This is a genomic window from Trinickia mobilis (assembly GCF_017315705.1).
Classification (GTDB): Bacteria; Pseudomonadota; Gammaproteobacteria; order Burkholderiales; family Burkholderiaceae; genus Trinickia_A; species Trinickia_A mobilis.
The window spans coordinates 36,402-60,232 of the sequence record NZ_JAFLRF010000005.1 but is presented as its reverse complement, the minus strand read 5'-3'; the positions used below and the strand labels follow the sequence as shown (position 1 = coordinate 60,232).

Annotated in this window: 23 protein-coding genes and 1 tRNA gene; 17 read left to right on the top strand and 7 right to left on the bottom strand. The window is 62.5% G+C overall.

Going from position 1 to position 23,831, the window contains the following annotated elements; translation table 11 throughout:
* Positions 1-13: 13 nt before the first annotated feature.
* From J3489_RS08740 to hisC, 8 genes are all read left to right on the top strand, one after another.
* Positions 14-1,861, top strand: a complete 1,848-nt coding sequence (locus J3489_RS08740) for a tetratricopeptide repeat protein (protein WP_206997328.1) — start codon at positions 14-16, stop codon at positions 1,859-1,861.
* Positions 1,861-2,493 carry a lipoprotein insertase outer membrane protein LolB gene (gene lolB, locus J3489_RS08735; RefSeq protein WP_206997327.1) on the top strand — a complete coding sequence of 211 codons (633 nt, stop codon included), beginning with the start codon at positions 1,861-1,863 and terminating at the stop codon, positions 2,491-2,493. Before J3489_RS08740 ends, lolB begins: the two co-directional genes overlap by 1 nt.
* Positions 2,494-2,540: 47 nt before the next feature.
* Positions 2,541-3,422 carry a 4-(cytidine 5'-diphospho)-2-C-methyl-D-erythritol kinase gene (gene ispE, locus J3489_RS08730; RefSeq protein WP_206997326.1) on the top strand — a complete coding sequence of 294 codons (882 nt, stop codon included), beginning with the start codon at positions 2,541-2,543 and terminating at the stop codon, positions 3,420-3,422.
* 53 nt (positions 3,423-3,475) lie between these two features.
* Positions 3,476-3,552 (top strand) — tRNA-Gln (locus J3489_RS08725).
* Positions 3,553-3,594: 42 nt separating this feature from the next.
* A complete protein-coding gene (locus J3489_RS08720) occupies positions 3,595-4,551 on the top strand; it encodes a ribose-phosphate pyrophosphokinase (RefSeq protein WP_206997575.1) in 957 nt (318 codons plus the stop codon).
* 163 nt (positions 4,552-4,714) lie between these two features.
* Positions 4,715-5,338, top strand: coding sequence for a 50S ribosomal protein L25/general stress protein Ctc (locus J3489_RS08715; protein WP_206997325.1), 624 nt, complete (start codon positions 4,715-4,717; stop codon positions 5,336-5,338).
* 130 nt (positions 5,339-5,468) lie between these two features.
* Positions 5,469-6,071 carry an aminoacyl-tRNA hydrolase gene (gene pth / locus J3489_RS08710; protein WP_206997324.1) on the top strand — a complete coding sequence of 201 codons (603 nt, stop codon included), beginning with the start codon at positions 5,469-5,471 and terminating at the stop codon, positions 6,069-6,071.
* A 60-nt stretch (positions 6,072-6,131) separates the two neighbouring features.
* On the top strand, positions 6,132-7,199 hold the full coding sequence (gene hisC, locus J3489_RS08705; protein ID WP_206997323.1) for a histidinol-phosphate transaminase: 1,068 nt from the start codon (positions 6,132-6,134) through the stop codon (positions 7,197-7,199).
* Positions 7,200-7,289: 90 nt separating this feature from the next.
* Here the strand turns inward: hisC and J3489_RS08700 are convergent, their stop codons facing one another.
* Positions 7,290-7,547, bottom strand: coding sequence for a YfhL family 4Fe-4S dicluster ferredoxin (locus J3489_RS08700; protein ID WP_206997322.1), 258 nt, complete (start codon positions 7,545-7,547; stop codon positions 7,290-7,292).
* A gap of 351 nt (positions 7,548-7,898) precedes the next feature.
* Between J3489_RS08700 and J3489_RS08695 the strand changes: the two genes are divergently transcribed.
* Positions 7,899-9,599, top strand: coding sequence for a methyl-accepting chemotaxis protein (locus J3489_RS08695; protein WP_206997321.1), 1,701 nt, complete (start codon positions 7,899-7,901; stop codon positions 9,597-9,599).
* Between the two features lie 704 nt (positions 9,600-10,303).
* Here the strand turns inward: J3489_RS08695 and coaD are convergent.
* Both coaD and rsmD read right to left on the bottom strand, forming a co-directional pair.
* Positions 10,304-10,810: a pantetheine-phosphate adenylyltransferase gene (gene coaD, locus J3489_RS08690; protein ID WP_206997320.1), complete on the bottom strand. Its 507-nt coding sequence runs from the start codon at positions 10,808-10,810 to the stop codon at positions 10,304-10,306.
* A 110-nt stretch (positions 10,811-10,920) separates the two neighbouring features.
* Complete coding sequence (gene rsmD, locus J3489_RS08685) at positions 10,921-11,535, bottom strand: 16S rRNA (guanine(966)-N(2))-methyltransferase RsmD (protein ID WP_206997319.1); 615 nt, start codon at positions 11,533-11,535, stop codon at positions 10,921-10,923.
* 312 nt (positions 11,536-11,847) lie between these two features.
* Here rsmD and ftsY point away from each other — a divergent pair, with 312 nt between their 5' ends.
* A complete protein-coding gene (ftsY, locus tag J3489_RS08680) occupies positions 11,848-12,987 on the top strand; it encodes a signal recognition particle-docking protein FtsY (protein WP_206997318.1) in 1,140 nt (379 codons plus the stop codon).
* Positions 12,988-13,147: 160 nt separating this feature from the next.
* On the opposite strand, the gene maiA is transcribed toward ftsY, so the two are convergent.
* Positions 13,148-13,792: a maleylacetoacetate isomerase gene (maiA, locus tag J3489_RS08675; protein ID WP_206997317.1), complete on the bottom strand. Its 645-nt coding sequence runs from the start codon at positions 13,790-13,792 to the stop codon at positions 13,148-13,150.
* 21 nt (positions 13,793-13,813) lie between these two features.
* A complete protein-coding gene (locus J3489_RS08670; RefSeq protein WP_206997316.1) occupies positions 13,814-14,512 on the bottom strand; it encodes a fumarylacetoacetate hydrolase family protein in 699 nt (232 codons plus the stop codon).
* Between the two features lie 279 nt (positions 14,513-14,791).
* On the opposite strand from J3489_RS08670, the gene ybiB reads away from it, so the two are divergent.
* On the top strand, positions 14,792-15,772 hold the full coding sequence (ybiB, locus tag J3489_RS08665) for a DNA-binding protein YbiB (RefSeq protein WP_206997315.1): 981 nt from the start codon (positions 14,792-14,794) through the stop codon (positions 15,770-15,772).
* Positions 15,773-16,169: 397 nt separating this feature from the next.
* The gene (gene leuA / locus J3489_RS08660) at positions 16,170-17,825 is read left to right on the top strand and encodes a 2-isopropylmalate synthase (RefSeq protein ID WP_206997314.1); all 1,656 of its coding nucleotides are present in this window, start codon (positions 16,170-16,172) and stop codon (positions 17,823-17,825) included.
* 163 nt (positions 17,826-17,988) lie between these two features.
* On the opposite strand, the gene J3489_RS08655 is transcribed toward leuA, so the two are convergent.
* Both J3489_RS08655 and J3489_RS08650 read right to left on the bottom strand, forming a co-directional pair.
* Positions 17,989-18,372 carry a nuclear transport factor 2 family protein gene (locus J3489_RS08655; protein WP_206997313.1) on the bottom strand — a complete coding sequence of 128 codons (384 nt, stop codon included), beginning with the start codon at positions 18,370-18,372 and terminating at the stop codon, positions 17,989-17,991.
* Between the two features lie 45 nt (positions 18,373-18,417).
* On the bottom strand, positions 18,418-18,981 hold the full coding sequence (locus J3489_RS08650; RefSeq protein ID WP_206997312.1) for an acyloxyacyl hydrolase: 564 nt from the start codon (positions 18,979-18,981) through the stop codon (positions 18,418-18,420).
* A 361-nt stretch (positions 18,982-19,342) separates the two neighbouring features.
* On the opposite strand from J3489_RS08650, the gene rpoH reads away from it, so the two are divergent.
* The 5 genes from rpoH to cydX all read left to right on the top strand — a co-directional run bounded on the left by rpoH (position 19,343) and on the right by cydX (position 23,783).
* Positions 19,343-20,278, top strand: coding sequence for an RNA polymerase sigma factor RpoH (rpoH, locus tag J3489_RS08645; RefSeq protein WP_206997311.1), 936 nt, complete (start codon positions 19,343-19,345; stop codon positions 20,276-20,278).
* 328 nt (positions 20,279-20,606) lie between these two features.
* Positions 20,607-20,894, top strand: a complete 288-nt coding sequence (cydP, locus tag J3489_RS08640; protein ID WP_206997310.1) for a cytochrome oxidase putative small subunit CydP — start codon at positions 20,607-20,609, stop codon at positions 20,892-20,894.
* Entirely contained in the window at positions 20,881-22,476 is a 1,596-nt protein-coding gene (locus J3489_RS08635) for a cytochrome ubiquinol oxidase subunit I (RefSeq protein WP_206997309.1), read from the top strand. Before cydP ends, J3489_RS08635 begins: the two co-directional genes overlap by 14 nt.
* A gap of 54 nt (positions 22,477-22,530) precedes the next feature.
* Positions 22,531-23,667, top strand: coding sequence for a cytochrome d ubiquinol oxidase subunit II (cydB, locus tag J3489_RS08630; protein WP_206997308.1), 1,137 nt, complete (start codon positions 22,531-22,533; stop codon positions 23,665-23,667).
* Complete coding sequence (gene cydX / locus J3489_RS08625; RefSeq protein ID WP_206997307.1) at positions 23,664-23,783, top strand: cytochrome bd-I oxidase subunit CydX; 120 nt, start codon at positions 23,664-23,666, stop codon at positions 23,781-23,783. The genes cydB and cydX overlap by 4 nt, the downstream gene beginning before the upstream one ends.
* The last annotated feature ends 48 nt before the right edge of the window (positions 23,784-23,831 follow it).

Genomic DNA, 23,831 nt, shown 5'->3' with positions numbered 1-23,831 from the left:
TGAACGGATTTCCATGATCTTGTCCCTGAAGCTGTTTTCGAAGCGCCCCGCCGCTGCTTCTGTCCGGCCCGCCGCGAAGCGCGCGCTGCCAGCCCGCCGCCTGCTCGGCGCCGCGGTCCTCGCAGCGTGGGCGCTCGCCTTGAATCCCGCGTATGCGCAAGACCCGCCGCCCACTTCGGACGACAACTCGGTCTCCGCGCCAGATATGTTCGCACCGGCGTCGGCCGACGAGAAAAAAGATCTGCCGAGCGTCCCGCTGACGAGCCAGATCGTCTTCCAGGTGCTCGCCGCGGAAATCGCGCTGCAGCGCGACGAGCCGGCGCCCGCCTACCAGACGTACCTCGCGCTCGCGCGCGATACGCACGATCCGCGTATGGCGGAGCGTGCCGCCGAAATCGCGCTGACTGCGCAAAGCCCGTCCGACGCGCTCGCCGCAGCGCAGCTCTGGCAGCAGTACGCGCCGAGCTCGGAGCGCGCGGCGCAGCTCGACGCCTCGCTGCTCGTGCTGTCGGGCAAGCCTGACGACGCCTCCCCGCTCCTCGCCCGCGAACTCGCGAAAGTCCCGGTGGAAAGCCGCGGTACCGCGATTCTTGCGCTGCAAGTGCTGTTGTCGCGCGGTCCTAACCGGGTCGGCGGCCTGCACGTCTTGCAAGACCTGCTCAAAAACGATCTGGACCGCCCGGAAGCGCAGCTCGCGATCGGCCGCCAGCAGCTCGTCGCAGACGATCAGCCAGGTGCGCGCGCCTCGTTCGAGCAAGCGCTCAAGCTGAAGCCCGACTATCTGCCGGCCGCGCTCACGCTCTCGCAGATGGGCCCCGAGGAGCGCAACGAAGGCCTCGCATCGTTCGAAAAGTACGTTCAGCAAAATCCCAAATCGCACGACGCACGGCTTGCGCTTGCGCAACTGTATCTCGCGAGCGATCGCCTCGAGGATGCGCAAAAGCAGTTCGAAGTCATGCGCGCCAATGATCCGAAGGACCTGACGCCGCTGATGGCCCTGGGTCTCATCAAGGTCCAGCAAAAGAAATACGACGACGCGCAGAAATATCTGTCGCAATACGCGCAGCTCGCGGAAAAGACGCCCGGCGCGGATGCGGGCCAGGCGTACATCTATCTGGCGCAGCTTTCGCTCGAACGGAAGAATGAAGCGGCCGCAGGCCAATGGCTCGACAAGATCACGCCGAAGAGCCAGCAATACATCCCGGCTCAGATCACGCGCGCCCAATTGCTCGCGAAGCAGGGCAAGAGCGACGACGCACGCAAGCTGCTCGCCGCGCTGCAATCGTCCGACCCGCACGATCAAGCGGTGATCGCACGCACGGACGCCGCGATCCTGTTCGACGCCAAGCGTTATCCGGAAGCCGAGGCACGCCTTCAGCAGGCAACTCAGGACTTCCCGGACGATCCGGACATCCTGTACGACTACGCGATGGCAGCCGAGAAGAACGGCCACTACGATTTGATGGAAACGCAGTTGCGCCAGTTGATCAGCGCACAGCCTGACAACCCGCAGGCGTATAACGCACTTGGCTATTCGCTCGCCGATCGCAATCAACGTCTTCAGGAAGCGGACAAGCTGATCGAGAAAGCGTCGGCGCTCGCGCCGAACGACGCGTTCATCATGGACAGCCTCGGCTGGGTCAAGTACCGCATGGGCGATACCGCCGATGCAGCGAAGCTGCTGCGCAAGGCGTACACCCTGCAGCCGAATGCGGAAATCGGCGCGCACCTCGGTGAAGTGCTGTGGAAGAGCGGCGAGCAAGATCAAGCGCGTGCCGCATGGCGCGACGCGCAAAAGCTCGAGCCCGATAACGACACGCTCGTCAAGACGCTCAAACGCTTCCAGGTGAACGATCTCTGATGCATGTCTCACGTTTAACCGTCGGCACCGTGAGCCGGCGCGGCACGGTGTTCGCGCTGGCGTCGGCTGCAGTCGTCGCGCTCGCGGGCTGCTCGGTCACCCCGGCGCGCGGACCGTCGACGTCTAACGCGGCCACCGCGCTTTCGACGCAAACCACTCGTGCTTACCACGGCCGCTTCGCAATTCAATACGTCGATCAATATGGCAGGCAGCGCAACGCCTACGGCAACTTCGACTGGCAAGAGCACGGCGATACGGTGACGCTGCAGTTGCTCAACCCGCTCGGACAAACGATGGCGATCGTCACGTCGTCACCGGCCTCGGCGACGCTGGAACTGCCGAACCGTCAGCCGATGACCGCCGACAACGTCGCAACGTTGATGCAGAACGCGCTCGGATTCGCGCTACCCGTGGAGGGGCTGCGCTACTGGCTGCAGCCATCGCCGGCGCCCACCTCGAGGGCGAAGACCGTTCCCGATCCGCAGCAGGCAACGCGCTTGAAGGAGATCGACCAGGACGGCTGGACGATCAACTACCTCGCGTACGCCGATGCACCGGCTACCGGCGTCAAGCGGCTGAACCTGACGCGCCAGGACCCTCCGCTCGATATCAAGCTCGTGCTCGACCAATGATCGCGCGCGTATCGTTGCATGATTCGCCGCACTTTCCGCTCTAACGCATGATCGAAACGAACCAGTCCCTGCGGGATTGCTTGGCTCCGGCGAAGCTCAATCTCTTTCTGCACATCACGGGCCGCCGGCCCGACGGCTATCACGCATTGCAAACGGTCTTCCAGCTGCTCGATTGGGGTGACCGGCTGCACTTCACGTTGCGCCTCGACGGACGCATCCGCCGCAAGACCGACGTTCCCGGCGTGCCCGAGGAAAGCGACCTCGTCGTGCGCGCGGCCGCGCTTCTCAAAGCGGAGACCGGCACCGGCGCGGGCGTCGACATCGAAATCGATAAACGCCTGCCGATGGGCGCGGGCCTTGGCGGCGGCAGCTCCGACGCCGCGACGACGCTGCTCGCGCTCAACCGGCTGTGGAAGCTCGATTTGCCGCGCGATGTGCTGCAAGGTCTCGCGCTGCGGCTTGGCGCCGATGTCCCATTCTTCGTATTTGGGAAAAATGCGTTCGCTGAGGGTGTCGGAGAAGCGCTTCAGACTGTACAATTGCCGCCGCGTTACTTCCTCGTGGTGACGCCGAGGGTGCATGTTCCGACTGCTGCGATTTTTTCCGATAAATCGTTGACAAGAGATTCAATAGTCGTCACAATTACGGACTTTCTTGCACAGCGTAGCTGCAACGAAAATTGGCCAGACGGTTTTGGCCGAAATGACATGCAGCAGGTTGTCGTGGGAAAATACGCGGAAGTTGCCCGGGTGCTTGAATGGCTTGATAACATCGCCCCCGCGCGGATGACCGGGTCCGGCTCTAGTGTTTTTGCCGCGTTCCCAAGTCTCGGCGAAGCAGAAGCGGCGCAAGCCAAACTGCCGTCGGATTGGACAAGCGCGGTAACAGCGAGTTTGGATACGCATCCACTCTTCGCTTTCGCGGCATAAGGTTTCGCATCATCGGGATGTCCTACGCACCCGGTGGAGCTCAAAGTTAGTGTAGGGGAGTCGCCAAGTTGGTCAAGGCACCGGATTTTGATTCCGGCATGCGAGGGTTCGAGTCCTTCCTCCCCTGCCAAAAATTCCCGCATTTCCCGCCTCCAGCTGAAGCAGGTGCATGATGAGCAGCCATGACGGCCTGATGGTTTTTACTGGCAACGCGAATCCCGCGCTCGCTCAGGAAGTCGTCAAAATCCTCGGTATTCCTCTCGGCAAAGCCATGGTCAGCCGTTTCTCGGACGGTGAGATCCAGGTCGAGATACAGGAAAACGTGCGCGGCAAGGACGTATTCGTTCTGCAATCCACGTGCGCGCCGACGAACGACAACCTGATGGAGTTGATGATCATGGTCGATGCGCTCAAGCGCGCATCCGCCGGCCGGATCACCGCCGCCATTCCCTACTTCGGCTATGCGCGTCAGGACCGCCGTCCGCGTTCGGCGCGCGTCGCGATCTCCGCGAAGGTCGTCGCGAACATGCTGGAGATTGCCGGCGTCGAGCGGATCATCACGATGGATCTGCACGCCGACCAGATTCAAGGTTTCTTCGACATTCCCGTCGACAACATCTACGCAACGCCTGTCCTGCTCGGCGATCTGCGCAAGCAGAACTACGAGGATCTGCTCGTCGTGTCGCCGGACGTCGGCGGCGTGGTGCGCGCCCGAGCGCTCGCGAAGCAGTTGAACTGCGATCTCGCAATCATCGACAAGCGCCGTCCGAAGGCGAATATCGCCGAGGTGATGAACATCATCGGTGAGGTCGAAGGTCGTACTTGTGTGATCATGGACGACATGGTCGACACCGCCGGCACGCTCTGCAAGGCAGCGCAAGTGCTGAAGGAACGCGGCGCGAAGCAGGTCTTCGCGTATGCCACGCACCCGGTGCTGTCGGGTGGCGCGGGCGAGCGTATCGCGGGTTCGGCGCTCGACGAACTCGTCGTCACCGATACGATCCCGCTCTCCGAAGAAGCGCGTGGCTGCTCGAAGATCCGCTCGCTGTCGTGCGCGGGTCTGCTTGCGGAAACGTTCTCGAGGATTCGCCGCGGCGATTCGGTGATGTCGCTATTCGCCGAAGCCTGAAGCGAACGTGAAGTATTGGCCGGCGGCGTTGCTTGATGCAACGCCGTCAGCACAATCGGCATGAGCTAATTCTGGTTTATGCCGCCTAGTCCAGGGCCGGCGCGGCGAGCGTGTAGGCCCTTCGTTTTTACTGCCTGGTCGCGGGCAGTGCATGGAGAAAAACATGAAAGTCGTCGCTTTCGAGCGCAATCTGCAAGGTACGGGTGCGAGCCGCCGCCTGCGTATTTCCGGCAAGACCCCGGGGATCGTTTATGGCGCCGGTACGGAACCGCAACGGATCGAACTCGATCACAACGCCCTGTGGCACGCCCTGAAGAAGGAAGTGTTCCACTCGTCGATCCTCGACCTGGAAGTGGCTGGCAAGTCGCAACAAGTTCTGCTGCGCGACGTGCAATACCACCCGTTCCGTCAGCTCGTGCTGCACGTGGACTTCCAGCGTGTCGACCCGAAGAAGAAGCTGCACACGAAGGTCCCGCTTCACTTCATGAACCAGGAAAGCAACCCGGCCGTGAAGACGGGCGGCGCGATCATTTCGCACGTCGTGAACGAAGTCGAAATCGAGTGCCTGCCGGGCGACCTGCCGGAATTCGTCGAGCTCGATCTGGCGAAGATCGAAGCAGGTCAATCGCTGCACGCCAAGGACATCACGCTGCCGAAGGGCGTGTCGCTGGTTGCTCACGTCGAAAGCGAAAATCCGGTGATCGCATCCGCGGCGGTCCCGGCTGGCGCAGTCGCAGCTGAAGGCGAAGCTGCCGGTGCGGCTGAAGGCGAAACGCCCGCTGCATAAGCGCTAATACAATCGGTATCCTCTCGATCCGTTTCTTTGGAACGGTCGACGTGACCCGCCGCGGCTTGCCCGGCGGGTTTTTTTTCGGCTTTTCGGCATCGAGCGGCTTTGCGGCTGCCATAGAAGAACCATGATCAAGCTGATCGTCGGGCTCGGCAATCCGGGCGCCGAATACACCGCGACGCGCCACAACGCCGGTTTCTGGCTCGTCGATCAACTCGCGCGCGAAGCGGGCGCGACGCTGCGCGACGAGCGGCGCTTTCACGGCTTTTATGCAAAGGCGCGGCTGCAAGGCGAAGAGGTGCATCTGCTCGAACCGCAGACGTACATGAACCGCTCGGGCCAATCGGTCGTCGCGATCGCGCATTTCTTCAAGATCCTGCCCGACGAGATCCTCGTCGCGCACGACGAACTCGATCTGCCGCCCGGCGCCGTGAAGCTGAAGCTCGGCGGCGGCAGCGGCGGACACAACGGACTCAAGGACATTACCGCGCATCTGTCGTCGCAGCAGTACTGGCGGCTGCGGATCGGCATCGGGCATCCGCGCGAATTGATTCCCGAGTCCGCACGCGCCGGCGCAAAGCCCGACGTCGCGAACTTCGTGCTGAAGCCGCCGCGCAAAGAAGAACAGGACGTGATCGATGCCTCGATCGAGCGCTCGCTCGCCGTGATGCCGCATGTCGTCAAGGGCGAACTCGAGCGCGCGATGATGCAGCTGCATCGCAATGCCTGACGGTCGGCGATCCAATCGATTGAAGCCGTCGCCGGGCAACGGCAAACATAGGAGCCACACTTGAGCCGCTATTGGAGCGATATCGTTCAGCACCTCACCCCCTATGTGCCCGGCGAGCAGCCCACGCTCGCGCGCCCGGTCAAGCTGAACACCAACGAGAACCCGTATCCGCCGTCGCCGCGAGTCGTCGAGGCGATCCGGCGCGAGCTCGGTGATCACGGCGACACGCTGCGCCGCTATCCCGATCCGACTGCGCGCAAACTGCGCGAGACGGTCGCCGCGCATCATGGCATTTCGGCCGACCAGGTGTTCGTCGGCAACGGTTCGGACGAGGTGCTCGCGCATGTTTTCCAAGCGCTACTCAAGCACGACAAACCGATTCTTTTTCCGGACATCACGTACGGTTTTTACCCGACGTATGCGCGTCTCTACGACATCGCGTACCAGACCGTACCGCTCGACGAATGGTTCGCGATTCGCATCGACGACTACTTGGTGCCCAACGGCGGCGTGTTGCTTGCGAACCCGAATGCGCCGACCGGGCGCGCGTTGCCGCTCGAGGAAATCGAACGGCTCGTTGCGCGGAGTCCGGAATCGGTGGTGGTCGTCGACGAGGCGTATGTCGATTTCGGCGGACAGTCTACGGTCTCGCTGATCGCGAAGTATCCAAATCTGCTGGTCGTGCAGACCGTATCGAAGGCACGGTCGCTCGCCGGCATGCGGGTGGGATTGGCGTTCGGCGACGCCACGTTGATCGACGCGCTGAACCGCGTAAAAGACAGCTTCAATTCCTATCCGCTCGATCGGCTCGCGCAAGCTGCGGCGCGGGCCGCTTATGAGGATGACGCATGGTTCCGTGCGAGCTGCGCGAAGGTGATCGCGAGCCGCGAGCGATTGTCGGCGGGACTAGGCGAGCTGGGTTTCGTTGTGGTGCCCTCGGCCGCGAACTTTATTTTCGCGTCCCATCCGGCACGTGATGCCGGGCAACTGGCAGCAAGACTGCGTGAGAAGGAAATCTTCGTGCGGCACTTCAAGCTGCCGCGGATCGACTCGTACTTGCGCATTACGATCGGCACAGACGCCGAATGCGACGCGCTGCTCGGTGCGCTGCGCGCTTACGTCGGTTAACTCGCCGTCAAGGTGGGCGAGCCGCTCGCCACGAGTGCACAGCGAGCGCGCCGCCCAACGCGCTTGCGTCCTAAGCGCTGGCAGCGCGCGTTAAGCGCCCTTTGCAGCCTGCAGCGCGTGATACTTTGCCATCAGCCCTTCAGGCGTTTCGATGTGCTGAGGATCGCGCGGGATGCATTCGACGGGACACACCTGCTGGCACTGCGGCTCATCGAAATGGCCGACGCATTCGGTGCATTTGTTCGGGTCGATCACATAGATTTCCGGGCCCATCGAAATCGCATCGTTCGGGCACTCGGGCTCGCAGACGTCGCAATTGATGCACTCGTCGGTAATCATCAAGGCCATGCTGCCACCAACTTCTCTAGAAAAAACAACACATTATAGCTTTTCAGCCTTTCGCACGGTCGCGCAAGATTCCCCGAACCGCTTCTTCCGCTGACGTTTTCAGCCTCCCTGCGACAAACTGTCGCAGGCGTTCCTTTCGCCTCAAGTACGGGCGAATCCTAGTCGTTGTTTACCTGATTAATACATTGCCTATCGGATTGGCGGTCAAGATTTCGGTCCGACTTCAAACGAAGCAGAGACAGGGACCGACGGCTCATCACGGTATCCGAATACGTACAGGCCTTCACGAGATTTGGCCGGGCGGCAATTTTGCCTCCTAGCGATGCTTTCAATGAAAGGAATTCTAAAGGTATGAAGCTGTCCTTTGTTCAAAAGCTATGGCTGCCACTGATCCTCAGCCTGCTATGTCTCGCCGGAATATCGATTTACGACGCCTACCAGACGAAAGAAATGCGGCTGGAAGAGCGCAAGGCGGACCTGAAACACGCGGCGGAGATCGCCCTGAGTGTCGTCAAGACCTTTGGCGACCAGGCGGCCACCGGCTCCATGCCCATAGGGGAAGCCAAGAAGCGGGCGATGGACAGCATCCGGAACATACGGTACGGCGAAGACGGCTATTTCATGATCCTCGATTCGCGGCCGACGGTCCTGATGCACCCGTTCATACCCGAGTTGAATGGCAAAGACGTCGGCAACAACAAGGATCCGAGCGGCGTTTACCACTTCAGAGAGACGGTCGCTGTCATCAAGCGCGACGGCAAGGGCTTTAATGCATATACCGCTGCGAAGCCGGGAGCAACCGAAGCTTTGCCGAAAATCGCCTACAACGTGGCCTATCAGCCGTGGGACTGGATTCTTACGACGGGGCTCTATGTCGACGACCTCGATGCCACATTCCGCTCGTCGCTGTACCGGAGCCTCGGGATTCTGGTGGTACTGGCCGGAGCCTTGTCGGCTGTTGTAGTGTTGCTCAACCGCGGCATGCTTCGCTCACTGGGGGGCGAGCCGTCCTATGCGGCCGAGATTGCCAACCAGATTGCCGATAACGATCTGACTGCGGTGATCAAGACGGCGCCGGATGACCGCGCGAGCCTGCTGTTTTCGATGAAGCGCATGCAGGAGCAGCTCACGCAAACGATCGGCACGATCAAGATTTCGGCCGACTCGATCGCCACCGCCACTCACCAGATTGCCGCGGGTAACCAGGATCTGTCGCAGCGCACCGAAGAGCAGGCCGCATCGCTCGAGGAAACGGCGTCCAGCATGGAGCAACTGACCTCCACCGTCACGCAGAACGCCGACAATGCCAGTCAGGCCAACCAGCTCGCTGCGCAGGCCGCCCAGGTGGCGGAACAGGGCGGCGCCGTGGTGTCACGCGTGGTGGAAACCATGGACGGCATCAACGCCAGTTCGGACAAGATTGCCAACATTGTTGGGATCATCGAGGGTATCGCCTTCCAGACGAATATCCTCGCGCTGAATGCGGCCGTCGAAGCGGCGCGCGCGGGCGAGCAGGGGCGGGGTTTTGCGGTGGTGGCTGCGGAAGTGCGTTCACTGGCGCAGCGCTCGTCGGCAGCGTCCAAGGAAATCAAGGAGTTGATCCACAATTCCGTGGAGCGGGTGCAGGCAGGTGCCGGCCATGTGCGGGAAGCCGGTGCGAAGATGCGTGAGATCACTCACGAAGTCAGGCGCGTGACGGACATCATGAATGAAATCACCGCCGCATCGCAGGAACAGAGCAAGGGCATCGGCCAGATTAACCAGGCCGTCACGCAGATGGACCAAGTCACGCAGCAGAACGCGGCCCTGGTCGAACAGGCGGCAGCGGCGGCCAGCTCGCTCGAGTCACAGGCGAACGATCTGAAAACCTCCGTTTCGATGTTCAGGCTGAGCGTCTCGCACGACGCTGGCGCCACGCGTCCCGTCGAGCAGACGCATACGGCGGCTCCGACTCGCACCCGAGCGCTCGCCACGCCAGCCCTGAAGTGGTCCGCACCGCAGCCCGTTCGGGTGGCGGAAACCGCCGAGGGTGGCGAATGGGACAACTTTTAGGGGCCATCCGTATCAGATTGGGATCGACGGTACCGGTGTCGGTGTTGCTGCCGACACCGTTTCACGCTCCTTTCTGCACGAAGTCAAGGCGGAGCCTCTGCGGGATGTTCGTTGGACCCCGTCTGCAGAGATAAGTCCGACAGTCGGACTTGCGTGACACGCACCCCAAGCCAAACTTCACGAAAGGATGCAAAAAATTTGAAGGCCGGTTGGAGCCATCGCTCGCGCGTTACCGTAGTTGATTGTTGTAGGCGCTGTCTAGCGCCAACCGAACCCGGAACATGCCATCCGTCATGCGAGAACGGCCCGGTTGTCGTCCATTGCTGCTTCGACTGAGCGAGCCCAAACCTGCCCTTCCGCCTTTGTCGAAAACGACTTATATTGCGCCGGAAACCCTTTTCGATTAATTTTTACTTGCCAACGGCCAGCGCGCTGACTAAAAGTTGCCGTTCTCTCCTCTGAATTGCAGTTGAGTTGCAAGAGGATAATTTCTGGCAATTCGAAAAGCTAGAAAGTCTGTTGATACGGCGCGCAAAAATTAATTAGGATAGCCAATTGATGCACTCGTCGGTAATCATCAAAGCCATACTTCACTCACAAAAAACACCGGGCTGCCCCCAAGTCTACTCGCCTGACTGGGCGACACAGCAGACGCGAGGCGCCCGTTTTAGCCGGCGCATGACCGTAGCCGGCCGTTGCAGCGCTCAGGGTTGCGCCGCCGACGGCTGCGCCATTTCAGCAACCTTCTCCTTCAGCCACTTCTCGACCGACGGGAACACGAACTTGCTGACATCGCCGCCCAATTGTGCGATTTCGCGCACGATCGTGCCCGAAATGAACTGGTATTGATCGGACGGCGTCATGAACATCGTCTCGACATCGGGCAGCAGATAGCGGTTCATCCCGGCCATCTGGAACTCGTACTCGAAGTCCGACACGGCGCGCAGCCCGCGTACGATGACGCGCGCGTTATTGGTACGCACGAAATCCTTCAAGAGCCCCTTGAAGCTCATCACTTGCACGTTCGGATAGTGCCCGAGCACTTCGCGCGCAATGTCGAGACGTTCCTGCAGCGAAAAAAACGGCTTCTTGGCTTGGCTGTCGGCGACGCCGACGACCAGCGTGTCGAATATGCTCGACGCGCGCCGCACGAGGTCCTCGTGGCCGCGAGTCAAGGGATCGAACGTACCCGGGTACACGGCGACTACCATGGAGCATCTCCTCTCTTCACGCAATTTGGGCACGCGCTTGCGATGACAAGCCGCCGCCCGCCGCGACGCACGTGACGAGAAACCGCCCGGCGCCTGTTATGAAACGCGCATTATTCATCATTTTCGCGCTGCAGCAAATGATAATGGACCGCCCCCGCCTTGCCGTGGCGCACGAGCGTCCAGCCGGCGAGCGCTTCCGCTTCGCCGGGCTCGACCGGCGAGCCCGATTCGACGTAGAGAAAGCCGTCCTCGCTGACGAGCGGCGCGGCCAGCTCAATCGCTCGGCCGAGGATGTCGTCGCCGAACGGAGGATCGAGAAAGACCACGTCGAACGAGCCCGGTGCGAGACTTGCCGCAAGACGCAACGCGTCCGCTTCGGCGATTTCGATCGTTGCCGCGCGCAGGCGCGACTGGTTGGCGCGCAATTGCTGCGCCGTGCGGGCATTGCGCTCGACCATCACGACGCGCGACGCGCCGCGCGATGCCGCCTCGAAGCCGAGCGCCCCGCTGCCCGCGAACAGATCGAGGCAGCGCTGGCCGTCGAGACGCTGGCCGAGCCAGTTGAAGAGCGTTTCGCGCACGCGATCCGGGGTCGGGCGCAGGCCGTCGAGATCGAGCACGGGGAGCAGCGTGCGCTTCCAGTCGCCGCCGATGATGCGGATCGTGTGTGGCTTGCCGCGGCTGGGCGCCGAAACCGGTGCGCGCGAAGGGGCAGAACGGGACATGCAGATTCGAATCGTTGGGAGAGGTTCCGTACGGCGGGTATCCGACGACGGGCATCCGGGGGCGGGTATCCGTGCCACCGCGATCCGCACAGCGCGAACGTCACGTGCGGCCAAGGTAGTCAACGTTACCACAGCGTCGCCGAAGCGTTACCGCGGCCGCGTCAGGCCGATCGACCCGACTTGCCCCGACACCGCAAGACGCCCCTGATAAAATAGCGGCCTTCGAGCCTCATCCGGCCGCTCGCGACCGCGCGTCGCCAGTCGCGGCCAGGCGCACGCCCGCCCGCTCAAGCGCACTCACCACCACCGATCATGTTCAGCTTTTTTAAACGATTCAAGGGTTCGAAAGGACCCGAAACCGCGCAGGACGAATCTCAAGACACGCAGGAAGCCGGCGCCGAGCAAGCCGAAGCGCCCGCGGCGCCATTGGGCCGCGCCGGATCCGAACCTCCGGCCGAGCTCAGCGACGAGCTGTACGCCGAACCCGCGACGGAAGCAGCAGCCGCATTCGAGACCGTCGAAATCGTTCCGCCCCCCAATCCCGAGCCCGCGGCCAAGAAGTCCTGGCTCGATCGGCTGAAGTCCGGTTTGTCGAAGACGAGCGCAGGACTGACCGGCATCTTCGTCGGCGCGAAGATCGACGAAGACCTCTACGAGGAGCTCGAATCCGCGCTCTTGATGTCGGACGCGGGCGTCGAGGCAACCCACTACCTCCTCGGGGCGCTGCGCGAAAAGGTCCGTACCGAGCGTCTCACCGACCCGCTGCAAGTGAAAGCCGCGTTGCGCTCGCTGCTCGTCGGCCTCCTGGAGCCGCTCGAAAAATCGCTGATGCTCGGCCGCGCGCAGCCGCTCGTGATGATGATCGCGGGCGTCAACGGCGCGGGCAAGACCACGAGCATCGGCAAGCTCGCCAAGCACTTGCAGCGCTTCGACCAATCGGTGCTGCTGGCCGCAGGCGACACGTTTCGCGCCGCCGCGCGCGAGCAGCTCGCGATCTGGGGGCAGCGCAACAACGTCACGGTCGTCGCGCAGGAAAGCGGCGATCCTGCAGCGGTGATTTTCGATGCGGTGAGCGCGGCACGCGCGCGCAAGATCGACGTGCTGATGGCCGATACGGCCGGCCGGCTGCCGACGCAGTTGCATCTGATGGAAGAGCTGCGCAAGGTGAAGCGCGTGATCGGCAAGGCGCTCGACGGCGCGCCGCACGAGGTGCTGCTCGTCATCGACGCGAACACCGGCCAGAACGCGCTCGCGCAAGTGAAAGCGTTCGACGATGCGCTCAGTCTCACCGGCCTCATCGTGACGAAGCTCGACGGCACCGCAAAGGGCGGCATTCTCGCGGCGATCGCGCGTCAGCGCCCGGTGCCCGTGTACTTCATCGGCGTGGGCGAAAAGGTCGAGGACTTGCAGCCGTTCAACGCCGAGGAGTTTGCCGACGCGCTGCTTGGCTGATCGCACAAGCCCAGACCGCTCTGCATGGGGCCGGAGTCAGTGCTGGTGCGCTGACTCGGGTCGACAGCTGAAGCGCTGACTCGGGTCGACAAACGAGAAAGGCCGGTTCACGGAACCGGCCTTTTCTTGTGTCCGCGAGAAACGTGTGACTAGCGGCGCGTCACTCGGCGTCCGGCTGCTGCCCCGGCGCGGCGCTCGCGAACGCATCGAACTGCATCGCGTGATCATAGATACGCTGGATCGTCGGATAACGCTGCGTATCGACGTTAAAGCGCTGTGCGTTGAATACCTGCGGCACGAGACACAGGTCCGCGAGTGTCGGCGTGTCGCCGAAACAGAACTTGCCGGTCCGCGCATCGTTCGCGATGCGTCCTTCGAACGTGCCGAAGCCGGACTCGATCCAATGCCGGTACCACGCGCTCTTCGGCGCCTCGTCGACCTTGAGTTCGTGCTTCAGATACTTCAGCACGCGCAGGTTGTTCAGCGGATGGATCTCGCAGGCGATCTGCAGCGCGAGCGCACGCACATAGGCGCGGTCGAGCGGCGCGCGCGGCAGGAGCGGCGGATTCGGATGCGTCTCTTCGAGATATTCGATGATCGCGACCGACTGCTGGATCACTGCATTGCCATCGACGAGCGTCGGCACGAGCGCATCCGGACTCAGCTTCCGGTACTCGGGCGTCAACTGCTCGCCGCCCGAGCGCACGAGATGAATCGGCACATAGTCGTATGGCAGATTCTTCAGATTCAGCGCAATGCGCACGCGATACGACGCCGAGCTGCGGAAATAACTGTAGAGCTTCACCGACCCTCCCTGGATGCGCGCTCAGACGACACGCACGCTGAAGTCGCCGAGCGCGTCGACCCCGCCCTTCATCAAGTCGCCCTTGACGACCGCGCCGACGCCTTCCGGCGTGCCCGTGAAAACCAGATCGCCGGGTTTCAGTTCGAACAGGGTCGACAGATACGCGACCGTCTCCGCCGTCGACCAGATGAGCTGCGAAACGTCGGAGCGCTGCTTCTCTTCGCCATTGACGGTGAGCCAGATCGCCCCGTGGTCGATGTGCCCGACTTTCGACACCGGATGAATCGGACCGAGCGGCGCCGAATGATCGAAGCCTTTCGCGGTATCCCACGGACGTCCGAGCTTCTTCGCTTCGGCTTGCAGATCGCGACGCGTCATGTCGATGCCGAGGGCGTAGCCGTAGACGTGCTCGAGCGCGCGCTCGGCCGGAATATCCTTGCCCGCCTTGCCGATCGCCGCCACGAGCTCCATCTCGTAGTGGACGCTTTTCGATTGCTGCGGATACGGAAACTCGCCGGTTGCGCCGGGCGCGACGTACAGCACGGCATCGGCCGGCTTGCTGAAGAAGAAGGGCGGTTCGCGGTCGGGGTCGTGCCCCATCTCGCGCGCGTGCGCCTCGTAGTTGCGGCCAACACAGTAGATGCGGCGCACCGCGAATTGCTCGCTGGACCCAGCGATCGGCACCGCGACAACCGGCGCGGGTGCAAACACGTAGCTCATTCCGTTCTCCGTCGTTCTTCAGTGAGCGCCACACGAAAGGCGGCGAAACAGGAAGTTTATAACTAACGTGCGCGTGCGTTGTGCGCCGATGACCGCGCTGCCGCCGCGCCAATCCACAAGCAAGCGCCATCTCGCGCAGCTCCGCACCGTGGCCGATGCCTTTGGCCCGCTGCTTGCAAGATCCGCTCAAATGCGGTACTCAATGGACTTCCTGCCTATCTCCGAATTGCGGCGGCCGGACTTGCGAACTCCGCCGGTTGCCCTGCCGATTCTTTCCCGATGACCGATACCGCCGACACCGCTCTCGCCGCCGCCCGCTTTCCATGCGCCCGCTTCATCAAGGAGATCGGCCGCGGACCGAACGGAGCGCGAGCGCTGTCCGCCGACGACACTTACGCGCTCTACAGCGCGATGCTCGATGGCCGCGTGTCGGATCTCGAACTCGGCGCGATCCTGCTCGCCTATCGCGTAAAGGGCGAAACCGCCGGCGAGCTGGCCGCGATGCTGGCCGCCGCGCACGCGTCGTTCAAGCCGGTGCACGTGCACGACCGCGTGCATCGTGCGGTCTCGATCCCGAGTTACAACGGCGCGCGCAAGCAGCCGAACCTCGTGCCGCTGCTCGCGCTCTTGCTCGCGCGCGAAGGCGTGCCGGTGCTGGTGCACGGCATCACCGAGGACCCCGGGCGCGTCACGAGCGCCGAAATCTTCGCGAAGCTCGGCATCGAGTCCGCGCGTACGCACGACGAGATCGAAGACGCGATCGCCCGCCGCCGCGTCGCGTTCGCGCCGATCGCGACGCTCGCGCCGAAGCTTGCCCGTTTGCTTTTGTTGCGCCAGATCATGGGCGTGCGCAATTCGACGCATACGCTCGTCAAAATCCTGCAACCGTTCGCCCCGGCAGGGCTGCGGCTCGTGAACTACACGCATCCGCCCTATCGCGAAAACCTGACCAAGCTGTTCAGCGAGCATCCGGACGCGGCAACCGGCGGCGCGCTGCTCGCGCGCGGCACCGAAGGCGAGGCGGTGGCCGATACCCGCCGCCAGGTGCAGATCGACTGGCTGCACGACGGCGTTTGCGAGATGCTTGTCGCGCCGGAGCGCTCGTCGCCCGACGCACCTGAAGTCGACCTGCCCGAAGCACGCGATGCCGACACGACGGCGGCGTGGATCGAGTCGGTGCTGCGCGGCGAAACGCCCGTTCCGACGGCCGTCGCCAGGCAGATCGACGTGATCGCCGGCGTCTCGGAACGAGCGGGTTGATTGCCTGTTGGCCCGTTCAAAAAATTTTATTGCGACGAATCACAGGGTTGACACACCGCAGCACGCTGACATAAAGTGTCCGCACTATGTGTTTCCTCCAGAACTCCCTCCGAATTACTTCCGGCCGCCTAGCGCGGTCGCTATCGCTACGTCTAGCGTAATTAGCCAGGCGTAGCGCCGCGCGTCTTGCGCGGTCCTCCCAGCAGTTCTTAGCTGTTTCCTGTTTCACCCCAAACGCAGTCCCTTTTACAACCTGTAGTCGTCAGCATTCGGCCGAATACCGTTCGGACGGATCGCGAGAGCCACCGCTGCGCAACGTCATTGCCCAGCCCCGGCAGAGTCGGCCAGCCGCTCGACCCGCCACCTCCCGCAGACGACCCGACGAACGAGGCTCACAATGCTCCGCAACCCTGCCGAAAAGTACCGTCCGTTCCCGTCCGTGCGTTTGACCTGCCGAAAATGGCCGAGCAGAACGATCGAGCGCGCGCCGATCTGGATGAGCACCGATTTGCGCGACGGCAATCAATCGCTGATCGAACCCATGACCATCCCGCAGAAGCTCGAATTCTTCGAGATGCTCGTCGCGATCGGCTTCAAGGAAATCGAAGTCGGTTTCCCCTCCGCTTCGCAGACCGACTTCGATTTCGTGCGCAAGCTGATCGAGGAAAAGCGCATCCCCGACGACGTCACGATCGAAGTGCTCGTGCAGTCGCGCGAAGACCTGATCGCGCGCACGTTCGAGGCGCTCGAAGGCGCGCCGTGCGCGATCGTCCACCTCTACAACGCGATCTGCCCGTCATTCCGCCGTATCGTGTTCAACGCGTCGAAGGATGAGGTGAAGGCGCTGGCCGTCGAGGGCACGCGGCTCATCAAGGAGCAGGCGGCCAACCGCCCCGGCACCCATTGGATCTACCAGTACTCGCCCGAGACGTTCAGCATGACCGAGCTGCCGTTCGCGCGCGAAGTCTGCGACGCGGTCGCGCAAGTTTGGCGCCCGACGCGCGATCACAAGATGATCGTCAACCTCCCCGCGACGGTCGAAGCCGCGATGCCGAACGTGTTCGCCGACCAGATCGAATGGATGGACCGCAACCTCGGCTATCGCGACAGCATCGTGCTGTCCGTGCATCCGCACAACGATCGCGGCACGGCCGTGGCCGCCGCCGAACTTGCGCTGCTCGCAGGCGCGGACCGCATCGAAGGGTGCCTGTTCGGCAACGGCGAGCGCACCGGCAACGTCGATCTCGTCACGCTCGCGATGAATCTCTACACGCAAGGCATCGACCCTGGTCTCGACTTCTCGGATATCGACGCCGTGCGCCGCGTCGTCGAGCGCTGCAATCAGATTCCCGTGCACCCGCGTCATCCGTACGCGGGCGATCTCGTCTTCACCGCGTTCTCGGGCTCACATCAGGATGCGATCCGCAAAGGCTTCGCGCTGCAGAAAAGCGACGCGGTCTGGGAAGTGCCCTATCTCCCGATCGATCCGGCCGATCTCGGCCGCAGCTACGACGCCGTCATCCGCGTGAACAGCCAATCGGGCAAGGGCGGCACGACATATCTGCTCGAGCGCGGCATGGGCTTCACGCCGCCGCGCCGCGTGCAGATCGAGTTCAGCCATGCCGTGCAGGGCATTGCCGATCGGTCGGGCGAGGAAGTGTCGGGCGACGCGGTCTGCGCGCTGTTCGCGCGCGAGTATTTCGAAACGCGCGGCCCGGCCGCACGCGTCGGCGCCACGGCGGTGCATTGGCAGCATCGCGAGATCGCGGGCGCAGCGCAGGACGGAACAAGCCTCGAGGGCGAGGCGCGCGCTCAGGCAATCGCGAGCGCGATTGCTTCGGCGGCGGGTCTGGACATGGAGGTGTCGTCGTACGAGAGCGCGGCAGCGGTGAATGGGCGGACGGCGGTGTTCGTCGCATGCCGCGTCGGACAGCAGGCGGTGCGCTACGGCGTCGGCGTGCATGATGACGGCGTCACCGCCATCGTCGACGCTGTCGTCAGCGCAGTGAATCGCGCCGACTGGCGCTCCGGCGGCGAACGCGCCGCGGCGTAATCACGCGCTCATCGAGCCATACAGGCGGCAAGCGGTGCAATACACCCCGGCGGCGCAACATGCCGCCGGGGTGAAAACGGATCAGGGATGCGCAAAACGCCCCAGGCAGCGATCCAGCGTTGCATGGGGCCCGACCGCTTTTCGAGCGAACTCACACTACGGGTTACTCGACTGCGCACCGCGTGGCCTGCCACGCAACGAGCCGCCACTGCCCATCCTGCTGCGTCTGAATCGACGTATAGGCGATCGGAAACAGCAGCGCCCCGCTGTTCGCCTCCATCTCGATCAGCGCGCGCCCGGTCACCACGCACGTTTCGCGGCCGACCACCACGACATCCTGCGATTGGACTTCGATCTGCCGATAGCGGCGACGGCCGGCAGTGATGGCATCGATGAACTGCTGCTTGGTCTCACGTTTGCCGTTCGTATGAACGAAGCTCGCGCTCTCCGAGAGCAACGCTTCAAGCAACTGGCCATTGCCATCGACCATCGCGCGGAACCGGTCGCGCTCCAGTCCGCGAATCGCCTCGATCACTTTTGCCGCCATCGCTCAGCTCCCATCCCTCGAGGCGCCGCATCGCGGTCACGCTCGTCAGAAGTTGTATTGCAGATATAGCTGGCTGAAATTTATACCAGGATTCGGCCGTTTGATATCGGCGTTCGAGATGTGCTGAAAGCGGAACCCCGCCAAATACTGCTGGCGGCTGCCGAACTGGGCGCCGACGCCGACCATGTCGGCGAACTGAAACGCCGTGGACAGCGTGTAGTTGCTCGAGATGGTGGGGTGCGACAGGAACCGTACGCCAACGCCCGCCTCGAAAAACGGCCGGATCGCGCCGGAATCCTTAATGAAGCGGAACACGGGCGTCGCGCCTACTTCATAGATGTTGCTGTTGATGTTGGCGCCGGCCGCGTGCCAATAGGCAACGTGCGCTTCGCCGACCACCGTGAAATGGAAGCCGCCGATGTACCACCAGGTCAGGTTCGGGTCCCACACGAATCCGAGATCGGCCTTCTTCACATCGTGGTCTGCGATCCCGCCCCCGATTTGCACGCCGAACTGGTCGGCGGATGCGGCTGAACACACGCCGCAAAGGGTCAGAAGCATGGCTCCTTTGAGCGCCAACTCGCTTCGCCAGGGCTTTCTATTTTTCATTGAACACTCCAACTAATCGGTTGAGCATGCGTGCCGAGGGTTGTTGCGACAACGGTCTCCGACGGAAATCGATCTTATGTTAACGGAAGTTCCTGATACGCGTCATTTTGAGAATAAAATTCTTTCAAAAATGACAATAATAGTAGTCTTTACCACAGCGCTCGCCGATCCTCACCCAATTTGCACGAGGCACCTTGGGACACAATAGGGTGTACCATCAGCTATCAAATCTTCATTTTTGATAGGAACTCGGGCGCCCCTACTCGCTCTAAGGATTAGCACTCAGTGACCCGGAGTGCTAACATCCACCGTGGAGTCTTTTCTGAGTAAGCCTTTGTCTGATTCCAAAGGAGTTTCGCCCGTGAGCAACGCAATGACCCTTCCGAATATTCTGAGCCCGGCGTCCGCTAAGGCCGCTTCGGCAGGTGCGCTGACGCTCGCGCAATCCTCGATGCTGCCTGGCCAGCTAGGCAACATCGACGCCTATATCCAGGCCGTCAACCGGATTCCGATGCTCAGCGCCGCGGAAGAGCGTCGGTTCGCCACCGAATTTCGCGAGCACAACAACCTCGAGTCGGCGCGCCGGCTTGTGCTGTCGCACCTGCGGCTCGTCGTGTCGATCGCTCGCAACTATCTCGGCTACGGCCTGCCGCACGCCGACTTGATTCAGGAAGGCAACATCGGGCTCATGAAGGCAGTAAAGCGCTTCGATCCCGAACAGAATGTGCGCCTCGTCTCGTACGCGATGCACTGGATCAAGGCCGAGATTCACGAATACATCCTGCGCAACTGGCGCATGGTGAAGGTCGCCACGACCAAGGCGCAGCGCAAGCTGTTCTTCAACCTGCGCAGCCACAAGCAAGGCTTGCACTCGCTCACGCCGGAAGAAATCGAGGGCCTCGCTAAAGAGCTGAACGTGAAGCGCGAGGAAGTCACGGAAATGGAGACGCGGCTTTCGGGCGGCGACATCGCGCTCGAAGGGCAAGTCGACGACGGCGAAGAGTCTTTCGCGCCGATCGCCTATCTGGCCGACTCGCACAACGAGCCGACCAGCGTGCTCGCTGCGCGCCAGCGCGACAAGCTGCAGACGGACGGCATCGCACAAGCGCTCGAATCGCTCGACGCCCGCAGCCGCCGCATCATCGAAGCGCGCTGGCTTAACGTGGAGGACGACGGCTCGGGCGGCTCGACGCTGCACGAGCTGGCAGACGAATTCGGCGTTTCGGCCGAACGCATTCGTCAGATCGAAGCGAGCGCAATGAAGAAAATGCGCGCGGCGCTGACCGCGTATTCATAGTCCGCCGGGCGCCGGATCTGGCGCGTTTTCGGGCCGGAGATAGACAGCCCGCCGTCGAAAGACGGCGGGCTTTTTCTCGCCTATTTTTTGCCCTGCACCCAAAGGGTCATTGCGCTGCGACAAAATCTCAAAAAACAGCACTGGCCTCGAAAGTTTCGCGACCGTTTGTCGCATCTAGCCCCTTAAGGGGTATCCTCCGCTTAACGTAATATCTCCTGACGGTTTAGCCGAATCTGTCAGTCACCCTATTTCATCCGGTTTAAAAGATTGCGAGCGGCATTTGGCGATTCCGATTGAAAAGGCAATGCAACATCGCCCCTAAACAATCATGACCACCACACTCGTCAATAAAAACACGCCGCGTAAAGCCCGTCCGCCCAATCCAAAGCGCGGCATTAGGACGCGCATCGTCGCCTGGGCACAGGGTCCGACGCTCGCACGCGACATCACCGTCGTGCTCGCGATCAAGATCGCGCTCCTGATGGCGCTCAAATACGCCTTCTTCAATCACCCGCAGGCGGAGCACATGTCGATGTCCCCCGCCGCAGTCGCACAGGCGCTCTTCGCCGTGCCGGCGTCCCCCCCGTCCCGAGGCGCACAACATGCTCAGCACTGAAGTCGTCGACCTGTCGCGGCTGCAGTTCGCCGTCACGGCGCTGTATCACTTTCTGTTCGTGCCGCTGACACTCGGCCTTTCGTGGCTGCTCGTCATCATGGAAGCGGTCTACGTGATGACCGGCAAGCAGGTCTACAAGGACATGACCCAGTTCTGGGGCAAGCTCTTCGGGATCAACTTCGCGATGGGCGTGGTCACCGGCCTCACGCTCGAATTCCAGTTCGGCACGAATTGGTCGTACTACTCGCACTACGTCGGCGATATCTTCGGTGTGCCGCTCGCCGTCGAAGGCCTGATGGCCTTCTTCCTCGAATCGACCTTCGTCGGCCTGTTCTTCTTCGGGTGGAACCGGCTGCCGCGGGTCCAGCACTTGATCGTCACGTTTCTCGTGGCGCTCGGCTCTAATCTGTCGGCGCTGTGGATTCTCGTCGCCAACGGCTGGATGAACAATCCGGTCGGCGCCGAGTTCAACTACGAAACGATGCGGATGGAGCTCACGAGCCTCTTCCAGGTCGTGTTCAATCCGGTCGCGCAGGTGAAGTTCGTGCACACGGTGTCGGCGGGCTATGTGACGGCGTCGATGTTCGTGCTCGGCATCTCGTCGTGGTATTTGCTCAAGAAGCGCGACACCCAGTTCGCGCTGCGCTCGTTCGCGATCGCTGCGGGCTTCGGCCTGGCGTCGACGTTGTGCGTGATCGTGCTCGGCGACGAATCCGGCTACAACACCGGTGAAGTGCAGAAGGTCAAGCTCGCCGCGATCGAATCCGAATGGGAGACGGCGCCCGCACCGGCGCCGTTCACGGTGATCGGCTTCCCGAACCAGGAAGCGCAACGCACCGACCACGCGATCCGTATTCCGTACGCGCTCGGAATTATCGCGACGCGTTCGATCGACGAGCAGGTGATCGGCCTGAAGGACCTGATCGCCGAAAACGAAGGCCGCATCAAGAACGGCATGCTCGCGTACGGCGCGCTGCAGAAGATCAAGGAAGGCGACACGACCGACGCCACGCACGCGACTTTCGAGAAGTACAAGGAGGACCTTGGCTTCGGCCTGATGCTCAGGCCATTCACAGCGAACGTGACCGACGCGACGCCGGAGCAGATCCAAGCGGCGGCGAAGAAGACGATCCCGCCTGTCGCGCCGGTGTTCTTCTCGTTCCGCATCATGGTCGCCTTGGGGATCCTGTTCCTCGCGACATTCGTCGCGGCGTTCTGGTTCTGCGCGCGGCGCACGCTCCTGCAGGAAAACAAGCGCTGGTTCCTGCGCTGGGCCGTGTGGGCGATTCCGCTGCCGTGGATTGCCGCCGAATTCGGCTGGGTCGTGGCTGAGCTCGGCCGTCAGCCGTGGACGATTGCCGGGATTCTGCCGACCCGCCTGTCCGCGTCGAGCCTTTCCGCCGGGGACTTGTATCTGAGCCTCGCCGGCTTCGTGGTGTTCTATACGGCGCTCTTCATCGTGGAGATCACACTGATGTTCAAGTACGCGCGCCTCGGCCCGTCGTCGCTGCAGACAGGGCGCTACCACCACGAACTCGGGGAGCAGGATCGCGTCGGCCTCTCGGGCCACACCGCTGCCTGACGAAACACGCAGAGACACGCGAACCCGCGACGCTAACCAAGGGAAAGAATCATCATGGATTACGCAACCCTCAAGCTGATCTGGTGGGTGCTGATCGGCGTGCTGCTGATCGGCTTCGCGCTCACCGACGGTTTCGACATGGGCGCCGCGATGCTGCTGCCCTTCATCGGCAAGACGGACGAGGAGCGCCGCATCGTCATGAATACGGTCGGCGCCACCTGGGAAGGCAATCAGGTCTGGCTCATCACCGCCGGCGGCGCGATGTTCGCCGCGTGGCCGCTCGTCTACGCGGCGTCGTTCTCGGGCTTTTACTTCGCGATGCTGCTCGTGCTGTTTTCGCTGTTCCTCCGGCCGGTCGGCTTCGACTATCGCAGCAAGCGCGCCGATCCGCGCTGGCGCAGCGCGTGGGACTGGGCCCTCTTCATCGGCGGCTTCGTCCCCGCGCTCGTGTTCGGCATCGCGTTCGGCAATCTGCTCGAAGGCGTGCCGTTCTCGTTCGACAGCGATTTGCGCGTCACGTATCACGGCGGCTTCTTCGCGCTGCTCAATCCATTCGCGGTGCTGTGCGGGCTCGTCAGCGTCGCGATGCTGGCCGCGCACGGCGCGGCGTTCGTGAAGATGAAAAGCGATGGCGTGATCGCGCGTCGTGCGTCGATCGCACTGCGCATCGCTTCGCTCGCCGCGGTCGTGTTCTTCGTGATCGCCGGCGTGCTCGTGGCAACGGTCATCGGCGGCTATCAGATCACGAATCCGGCGCCGCTCGACGCCGTCGCGAACCCGCTGCTCAAGACCGCCGAAGCCAGTGCCGGCATGTGGCTCGCGAACTACTGGCACTACCCGTGGATGATCGCGGCACCGGTCGCCGGCATCGTGGGCGGCCTGTTCGCGCTCGTCCTCGCCGGCTCGCGTCTGGAGAAGACCGCGTTCATCTCAACCGCGCTCATGATCGCCGGCGTGATCCTGACCGCGGGCTTCTCGATGTTCCCCTTCATCATGCCGTCGTCGCTCGATCCGAAGAGCAGCCTCACGGTGTGGGATTCGACGTCGAGCCGTCTGACGCTAGAGATCATGCTCGGCGCGGTCGTCGTGTTCCTGCCGATCGTGCTGCTCTACACCGGCTGGGTGTATCGCGTGATGCGCGGCAAGGTCACACATCAAGCGCTAGAGCAGAACAAGCATTCGATGTATTGAGGCGGCAGCGCGCCGGACATCAGATCAGAGAGGCGTGGATCATGTGGTACTTCAGTTGGATTCTCGGCATCGGCGTGGCGCTGGCGTTCGGCGTCAACATTTTCGTCATCGCGTAAAAAACCGCAAATGATCAATCTGAAGCAACAAGCGTCACTGGTTCAACC

Coding starts and splice junctions, on each gene's coding strand:
- J3489_RS08740 (WP_206997328.1), top strand. CDS start 14: ATGATCTTGTCCCTGAAGCTGTTTTCGAAGCGCCCCGCCGCTGCTTCT.
- lolB (WP_206997327.1), top strand. CDS start 1,861: ATGCATGTCTCACGTTTAACCGTCGGCACCGTGAGCCGGCGCGGCACG.
- ispE (WP_206997326.1), top strand. CDS start 2,541: ATGATCGAAACGAACCAGTCCCTGCGGGATTGCTTGGCTCCGGCGAAG.
- J3489_RS08720 (WP_206997575.1), top strand. CDS start 3,595: ATGAGCAGCCATGACGGCCTGATGGTTTTTACTGGCAACGCGAATCCC.
- J3489_RS08715 (WP_206997325.1), top strand. CDS start 4,715: ATGAAAGTCGTCGCTTTCGAGCGCAATCTGCAAGGTACGGGTGCGAGC.
- pth (WP_206997324.1), top strand. CDS start 5,469: ATGATCAAGCTGATCGTCGGGCTCGGCAATCCGGGCGCCGAATACACC.
- J3489_RS08700 (WP_206997322.1), bottom strand. CDS start 7,547: ATGGCCTTGATGATTACCGACGAGTGCATCAATTGCGACGTCTGCGAG.
- J3489_RS08695 (WP_206997321.1), top strand. CDS start 7,899: ATGAAGCTGTCCTTTGTTCAAAAGCTATGGCTGCCACTGATCCTCAGC.
- coaD (WP_206997320.1), bottom strand. CDS start 10,810: ATGGTAGTCGCCGTGTACCCGGGTACGTTCGATCCCTTGACTCGCGGC.
- rsmD (WP_206997319.1), bottom strand. CDS start 11,535: ATGTCCCGTTCTGCCCCTTCGCGCGCACCGGTTTCGGCGCCCAGCCGC.
- ftsY (WP_206997318.1), top strand. CDS start 11,848: ATGTTCAGCTTTTTTAAACGATTCAAGGGTTCGAAAGGACCCGAAACC.
- J3489_RS08670 (WP_206997316.1), bottom strand. CDS start 14,512: ATGAGCTACGTGTTTGCACCCGCGCCGGTTGTCGCGGTGCCGATCGCT.
- ybiB (WP_206997315.1), top strand. CDS start 14,792: ATGACCGATACCGCCGACACCGCTCTCGCCGCCGCCCGCTTTCCATGC.
- leuA (WP_206997314.1), top strand. CDS start 16,170: ATGCTCCGCAACCCTGCCGAAAAGTACCGTCCGTTCCCGTCCGTGCGT.
- J3489_RS08655 (WP_206997313.1), bottom strand. CDS start 18,372: ATGGCGGCAAAAGTGATCGAGGCGATTCGCGGACTGGAGCGCGACCGG.
- J3489_RS08650 (WP_206997312.1), bottom strand. CDS start 18,981: ATGAAAAATAGAAAGCCCTGGCGAAGCGAGTTGGCGCTCAAAGGAGCC.
- cydP (WP_206997310.1), top strand. CDS start 20,607: ATGACCACCACACTCGTCAATAAAAACACGCCGCGTAAAGCCCGTCCG.
- J3489_RS08635 (WP_206997309.1), top strand. CDS start 20,881: ATGCTCAGCACTGAAGTCGTCGACCTGTCGCGGCTGCAGTTCGCCGTC.
- cydB (WP_206997308.1), top strand. CDS start 22,531: ATGGATTACGCAACCCTCAAGCTGATCTGGTGGGTGCTGATCGGCGTG.